Here is a 7,631-nt window from a genome sequence, read left to right on the forward strand (position 1 = left end):
GCATCCCTCATGGGTTGAGTTCAGATTACCGCTTTAAGGATAAAAGAATGTGATTTAGATCACCTTTTAAGTTGTGTTTTTGATGATGAAAAATGAATGTGATCTCACTCAAGATCTGTTGAGATTTATCGCAAAATTGCTTGTTATCGGTTAGCAAATCATTAGATTGGATAGAGTACTCAGCTGAAAACGCCTTCGTTTTTAGGGACGTTGTTCAGCCTGTTTTTTAGAGTGGTTAAATTTTAACTAGAATGAAAATGTGACATTAATCACTCTGCAATTTCAAAGTACACTGAATAATAAAATGCCGCTTAATTAACAAGCGGCATTTTTGTATCTGGCGTTTGAGTGATTTTCCTTATTGGTGTCATAAAGATCGGGTCATCAGGAATCAGCAGCACATTTTCTAGTGTTTTGGCGAGGTCTAAGCTCTCTAGTTGCTTATAGATGACGTAGTAACGGTTCACGCTGGTCACATAACTGACCGTTGAGCTGAGGCTTTTTCGCATGACCACTTCGACATTATTAAACCAAACGTTGGGGTCGTAGCCTTGCTGTGCGGCTCGCTTGCGCATTTTCTCGACATTACCTGGGCCTGCATTGTAAGCCGCCAAGGTAAAGTAAATTTTGTTCTCAGCCGTAATGGCCTTATCGCCAAAGTACTGCCGACGTAAAAACGCTAGGTATTTCGCTCCTGCGTGGATGTTGTTTTCGAGTTGTCGAACATTTTTGATGTTGATGTTTGGATCGCGCGCGGTGCTCGGTAAGACTTGCATTATGCCCACTGCGCCTCTTGTGCCGACTAAGTTGTTATTAAATCCGGACTCTTTATACGCAACCGCCGCAATCAGCAAATAATCCAAGTCATATTTCTCCCCGTAGCGCGAAAACAGCGCCGACAGTTTTTCTAGCTGGGCAATTTTCTTAGGGTTAAGTGCCTTATTGAGCCAATTGGTATTGTCGATGTATTTGCTATATATGACGTTTCCAAGGAGTGTGCCTGAGCGAGATTTTTGGATGAATTTGTTCACCACTGCTTTGAGTTGAGGACTGTTTTGTCGCATGACCCAAGCGATGTTGCCGTTTTTGCGAAGAGGGACTTTCTTATGCGCTTTGATGTCATCCATCGCATTGAGCCAAAGTTTGGCTTTGTGGCTATCTAAAACGATGGCTTTGATATAGCCATTGTTGAGCATGCCGACGAGTTCGTAGTCTTGCAGAGTCTCTTCGATGAAGTGCACGATAATTGGCGGTAAGCCTTTCTTGTTCAGTGTTTTGTTGACGGCTTGAATACTTTCAAAGTAGCTGGAACTGGCACGTACCCAAATCTCCTTACCGCTCAACTGCTCAAGTTTAGTGATGGTTGGAGTATTTTTGTTGGTGATCACCCACTCTTCGATGCCGGATAAGATTGGGGTACTGAAGTCGACTTTTTGTTTGCGGGTCTCAGTGATCGTCAAGTTTGCCACCACTAAATCACCAGAGCCGTTTTCGAGATAAGGGAGCAATTGGTCTCGCGCTAGAGGGATGATTTGTACGTTCAGTTTGGGTTTGATTTTGCGTAACTCTTTTTCAAAGTGAGCCAGCAGCTCTGCGCCAATCCCTTTTGGTGTTCCTCCTTCGATATAGTAGAAGCCTAAATCGGCAGAGACTAAAACGCGCAATACGTTTTTCTCTTTAATGACATCCAAGTCACCCGTGTACGGAGGCTGTTTTAATGGTGAGATTTCCAAAGCGTAAACGGACGCCGACAACAGAAAGAACAGCATTGCCCAAAACTTAGATATGGTCACGTTCACGTCCAGTTTAATGGTGGAGTAGAACTCTAAGCATAAGTTGTGCTCAAAAAATCATCAAGATTGTTCAAAGAGAAGGAATTGGTGGTAGAAAACAAAACCGCCACAGTTTGAGCTGTGGCGGTAGGCGTTTATTTTACAGGATTTAGCTTAATGAGCGCTTCTGTTCTTGCAACGGCATCTTCTAGTTGCAGCTGCTTGTAGGCTTCCAGCTGAATTTCTAACGATTTGCGAGCTGCTTCTGTATCAGGGAATGATTTTTGAAGCTCTTGGCTACGGTTAATGGCAGCAATCCATGCTTCACGGCGAAGGTAAAAATCAGCGGTAGCTAAATCGTAATTCGCCAAGCGGTTTTTCAAGGCCACCATGCGTTTTTTTGCATCTTCCGCATATGGGCTGTTTGGATAACGTTGAAGCAGCTTCTTAAAGTCATCAAATGCTTTTTTCACGGGCTCTGGGTCGCGGTCGCTACGATCGATGCTAAACAGGTCGTGCATAAAGTTACGATCTTGAGCCATGTGGCTCAGGCCACGCATGTAAAGTACCCAGTCCATTTTTTCATGGGTCGGGTTTAGGCGCATAAAGCGAGAGATGGTTGCTAAGCCTAACGCTAGGTCGTCGTTTTTGTAGTATGCGTAAATAAGGTCAAGTTGCACCTGTTCAGAGTAGGCACCAAATGGGTAACGTGAGTCTAACGCTTCCAGTTTCTCAATCGCAGAAAGCCAGTTGCCACTTTGAAGTGAGACTTGTGCGTCTGCATACAGTTCCGAAGGTGGCACATCAGGAACGATTTCTTCTTTGCTTGCACATCCAAACAGAAGAGATACCGCTAAAAGGCCTGTTAAAGTCTGACGTTTCATATCAGGAGTCTGTTCCTTGAATCTAAATATTTCTTAAGCTGCCGTTACTTTCTTTCCAGTAACAGATACAATGACGTAATAGTCTATTTTTCCACAGTCGTGAGCATTAGTCTCACAGTTTTTAAAAAAGTTCGATATGGCTCAGCAGATTGTATTAACAAATACCGTAAAAGATAGCCAGTTAGGTCAACGTTTAGACCAAGCTATCGCCGAATTGTTCGCTGACTTCTCTCGTTCGCGCCTGAAAGAATGGTTGCTGGACGGGAAAGTTCAAGTGAATGGTGAAGTTGTCACTAAACCTCGCACCAAAGTTATGGGTGGTGAGGAAATTACTTTGCAAGCCGAGCTGGAAGATGAAGAACGCTGGGAAGCGCAAGATATCCCACTAGATATCGTCTACGAAGATGATGACATCATCGTAATCAATAAGCCTCGTGACTTCGTCGTTCACCCAGGTGCTGGTACACCAGATGGTACCGTGCTGAATGCATTGCTACATCATTACCCAGACATCGCAGAAGTACCGCGAGCGGGCATCGTACATCGTCTTGATAAAGACACCACAGGTCTGATGGTTGTAGCGAAAACCGTTCCTGCGCAAACGCGTTTGGTTCGTGCTCTGCAAAAACGCAACATCACGCGTGAGTACGAAGCGATTGCAATCGGTCGTATGACCGCGGGTGGTAAAGTGGATCAACCAATTGGTCGCCACTCGACTAAACGCACACTCATGGCTGTAGCTCCTTTGGGTAAACCTGCGGTAACGCACTACCGTGTGGCAGAACACTTCCGTGAGCACACGCGTATCCGTCTGCGTTTGGAAACGGGTCGTACTCACCAAATCCGTGTTCATATGTCTTACCTACAGCATCCTCTGTTAGGTGATACTGCCTACGGTGGTCGTGCACGTATTCCTACTGGTGCATCGCAGGAACTGACGGACATGATTCGTGGTTTCGATCGTCAGGCGCTACACGCCGTAATGCTTCGTTTTGAACACCCTATCACTGGTGAAGAACTGGAATTCCATGCTCCAGTGCCAGACGATATGGTGGCAATGACTGAAGCTCTTCGTAAAGACACTGAAGAATACGGTCTACCAGACGAGTTTTAAAATGAAGGCAATCATTCCTAACTGGTCTGCACCTAAAAATGTCAAAGCCTTTGCTTCTACGCGAGTTGGTGGCTTTTCGACAGGCTCTTATCAAGGGTTAAATCTCGGTGCGCACGTTGGGGATGATGCTTCTATCGTAGCGGAGAATCGTCATTGGTTGGCACAGCAAGCGAATATGCCAAGTGCGCCAATTTGGTTAAACCAAACTCATTCTACTGTCGTTGCCCATGCGAATGCTCCTACGTCAATAGTGCTTGATGCTGATGGCATCTTCACATCGGCGAGTAATGTTGTGTGTTCTGCCATGACCGCTGATTGTTTGCCTGTACTACTGACGAATACTCAAGGTACTCAAGTAGCAGCAGTTCATGCTGGTTGGCGTGGTTTGGCAAATGGTATCGTTGAAAATGCTCTCGCATTATTTTCGGGTGATGTGATGGCATGGTTAGGGCCTGCTATTGGTCCACAGGCGTTTGAAGTGGGCGAAGATGTTCTACAAGCGTTTGTCGATTTTGACTCAAAAGCTCAGCGCGCATTTACCGCTCGTAATATAGAAGGTAAATGGCTTGCCAATATGTCGCAATTAGCGACGCAGCGTCTCAATAGGGCTGGCGTCTCGCAAGTTTTCGATTCCGGTTTGTGTACTTACCAAGATAAAGAGTCCTTTTATTCTTACCGCCGAGATGGTGTGACAGGAAGACAAGCTACGTTTATCTGGATTGAAGAGTAAGCCCCATAAAGCTCAAAAGAGCTGAGATGCATAGTTCTATTTTTGCAAAGCTATCTTTATTTATTCACTCCCTTGAAATTCCCCCACTGAGTATCCATCTTTCTACTGTCAAAAGAATTCTCTTTAATCGAGGTTAGGAAGGTCGATATGCGTCTTGATAGATTTACCAGTAAGTTTCAAATCGCTATCTCTGATGCTCAATCACTAGCGTTAGGGCGCGATCATCAGTACATCGAGCCAGTTCACTTAATGGTGGCTTTGCTTGATCAAAATGGCAGTCCAATTCGTCCATTGCTGACAATGCTGGACGTGGATGTAACTCATCTCCGCTCAAAGCTAGGCGAAATGCTTGATCGATTACCAAAGGTGAGTGGCATCGGTGGTGATGTGCAGCTTTCTAGCTCGATGGGGACTTTGTTCAATCTGTGTGACAAAGTGGCTCAAAAGCGTCAAGACTCCTACATCTCGTCCGAAGTCTTCTTGCTTGCGGCATTAGAAGATCGTGGTCCTTTAGGGCAACTACTTAAAGAAGTTGGGCTGACCGAGCAAAAAGTGAGTCAAGCGATTGAAAAGATCAGAGGTGGTCAAAAGGTCAATGATCCAAATGCTGAAGAGCTACGTCAGGCTCTTGAAAAATTCACCATCGATTTAACTGAGCGAGCTGAGCAGGGCAAATTGGATCCTGTAATTGGTCGAGATGATGAAATTCGTCGCACGATTCAAGTATTGCAACGTCGCACCAAAAACAACCCAGTGATCATCGGTGAGCCTGGTGTGGGTAAAACCGCAATTGTGGAAGGCTTGGCGCAGCGAATTGTTAATAACGAAGTGCCAGAAGGTCTACGCGGTCGCCGTGTTCTATCACTGGATATGGGTGCACTTGTTGCTGGCGCGAAATACCGTGGTGAATTTGAAGAGCGTTTAAAATCAGTATTGAATGAACTTGCTAAAGAAGAAGGCAACGTCATCCTCTTCATTGATGAACTACACACTATGGTCGGCGCTGGTAAAGGTGAAGGCTCAATGGATGCGGGCAACATGCTCAAACCAGCATTGGCTCGCGGCGAACTTCACTGTGTTGGTGCAACAACATTGGATGAGTACCGTCAATACATCGAAAAGGATGCTGCATTAGAACGTCGTTTCCAAAAAGTGCTGGTGGATGAGCCGACAGTAGAAGATACGGTGGCTATTCTTCGTGGTCTGAAAGAGCGTTATGAGCTTCATCACCATGTAGAAATTACTGACCCAGCGATTGTTGCAGCGGCAAGTTTGTCGCACCGTTATATTTCGGACCGTCAGTTGCCAGATAAAGCCATTGACTTGATCGATGAAGCGGCTTCAAGCATTCGTCTACAAATCGATTCAAAACCAGAATCATTGGATAAGCTTGAGCGTAAAATCATCCAACTAAAAATTGAGCAACAAGCACTAAGTAACGAGCACGATGAAGCGAGTGAAAAGCGTCTGCAAGCATTGAATGATGAGTTGAATGAGAAAGAACGCGAATACGCAGAGTTAGAAGAGGTTTGGAATACAGAAAAAGCCGCACTTTCTGGTACTCAGCATATTAAATCTGAACTAGAGCAAGCTCGCATGGACATGGAGTTTGCGCGTCGTGCTGGTGATCTAAACCGAATGTCTGAGCTTCAATACGGTCGTATTCCGGAATTAGAGAAGCAACTAGATTTGGCGACTCAGGCTGAAATGCAAGAAATGACGCTGCTTCGTAACAAAGTAACAGATAACGAAATCGCAGAAGTGCTTTCTAAACAAACCGGCATTCCAGTATCTAAGATGTTAGAAGCGGAGAAAGAGAAACTACTTCGCATGGAAGATGTACTTCACAATCGTGTTGTAGGGCAAAGCGAAGCAGTTACAGTGGTATCGAATGCGATTCGTCGTAGCCGAGCTGGGCTTTCTGATCCAAACCGACCAATTGGTTCCTTCTTATTCTTAGGCCCAACTGGTGTCGGTAAAACGGAATTATGTAAGACACTCGCGAGCTTCATGTTCGACAGTGAAGATGCAATGGTACGTATCGACATGTCGGAGTTCATGGAGAAACACTCAGTGGCAAGATTAGTGGGTGCGCCTCCAGGTTATGTTGGTTACGAAGAGGGTGGTTATCTAACTGAAGCGGTTCGTCGTAAACCATACTCAGTGATCTTGTTGGATGAAGTAGAAAAAGCACATCCAGATGTGTTCAATATTCTTCTGCAGGTGCTTGATGATGGCCGACTCACAGATGGACAAGGTCGTACGGTTGATTTTCGTAACACCGTTGTGATCATGACATCAAACTTGGGTTCCTCTCGAATCCAAGAGAACTTCGCCACATTGGACTATCAAGGTATCAAGAGTGAAGTGATGGATGTGGTTAGCAAACACTTCCGCCCAGAGTTCTTGAACCGTGTTGACGAAATAGTGGTATTCCACCCACTTGGTCAAGAGCACATTAAGTCCATTGCTTCTATTCAATTAGAACGCTTGGCAAAACGACTAGAAGAAAAAGGGTATCAATTGGAGGTGTCTGATAAAGCACTCGACTTGATCGCCCAAGTCGGTTTCGACCCTGTATACGGTGCACGTCCTTTAAAACGTGCAATTCAACAGAATGTCGAGAACCCATTAGCTAAATCCATTCTTGCTGGTGAAATAGTTCCAGACAAGAAAGTGCAGCTAATCGTTACTAATGACCAAATTCTCGCTCATCAGTAATTGCACTGACACAAAAAGTGAGACTAAAATCACATTTAAGGGGCTTTCGGGCCCCTTTTCTATGCGCTTTTAGTTCGTTTTGAATGTTTTCTATACGAATGAACTAAAAAGGAGAGTTTTTTTGAAAAATAGGCTTGTGTTCCTCAATGAACTCCCTATAATGCGCCTCCGTTGCCAAGGGAAAGCAAGTTAAGCGAAGCTGGTCAACAAGGTCAGTGAGTTAAGAATTAACTCGCAGATAAATAACTTAAAAAAGTGTTTGACACGATAAGTTATCTAGCTAAAATGGCCGTCCACTTTGAAGAGAACTTCAAAGTGTGCTCTTTAAAAATAAGAACCTATCAATCTGTGTGGGCACTCGTTGATGATAATCCAATTAGATACTTCGGTATCAAATTAGGTTTCAATGA

Annotated in this window: 5 protein-coding genes; 3 read left to right on the plus strand and 2 right to left on the minus strand. The window is 44.7% G+C overall.

Annotated features, from left to right (window positions below):
- Positions 1-311 precede the first annotated feature (311 nt).
- On the minus strand, positions 312-1,793 hold the full coding sequence (locus ACF8EG_RS24770) for a lytic transglycosylase F (RefSeq protein ID WP_313885322.1): 1,482 nt from the start codon (positions 1,791-1,793) through the stop codon (positions 312-314).
- Positions 1,794-1,927: 134 nt separating this feature from the next.
- Entirely contained in the window at positions 1,928-2,656 is a 729-nt protein-coding gene (locus ACF8EG_RS24775; protein ID WP_062866189.1) for an outer membrane protein assembly factor BamD, read from the minus strand.
- A gap of 136 nt (positions 2,657-2,792) precedes the next feature.
- Between ACF8EG_RS24775 and rluD the strand changes: the two genes are divergently transcribed.
- The 3 genes from rluD (at position 2,793) to clpB (ending at position 7,221) form a co-directional block, all read left to right on the plus strand.
- Entirely contained in the window at positions 2,793-3,770 is a 978-nt protein-coding gene (gene rluD, locus ACF8EG_RS24780; protein WP_005460300.1) for a 23S rRNA pseudouridine(1911/1915/1917) synthase RluD, read from the plus strand.
- 1 nt (position 3,771) lies between these two features.
- Entirely contained in the window at positions 3,772-4,500 is a 729-nt protein-coding gene (gene pgeF, locus ACF8EG_RS24785; protein WP_031853823.1) for a peptidoglycan editing factor PgeF, read from the plus strand.
- 147 nt (positions 4,501-4,647) lie between these two features.
- Positions 4,648-7,221: an ATP-dependent chaperone ClpB gene (gene clpB, locus ACF8EG_RS24790; protein ID WP_045544882.1), complete on the plus strand. Its 2,574-nt coding sequence runs from the start codon at positions 4,648-4,650 to the stop codon at positions 7,219-7,221.
- Positions 7,222-7,631: the final 410 nt, after the last annotated feature.

The organism is Vibrio sp. YQ_11 (assembly GCF_043103065.1).
Lineage (GTDB): Bacteria > Pseudomonadota > Gammaproteobacteria > Enterobacterales > Vibrionaceae > Vibrio > Vibrio parahaemolyticus.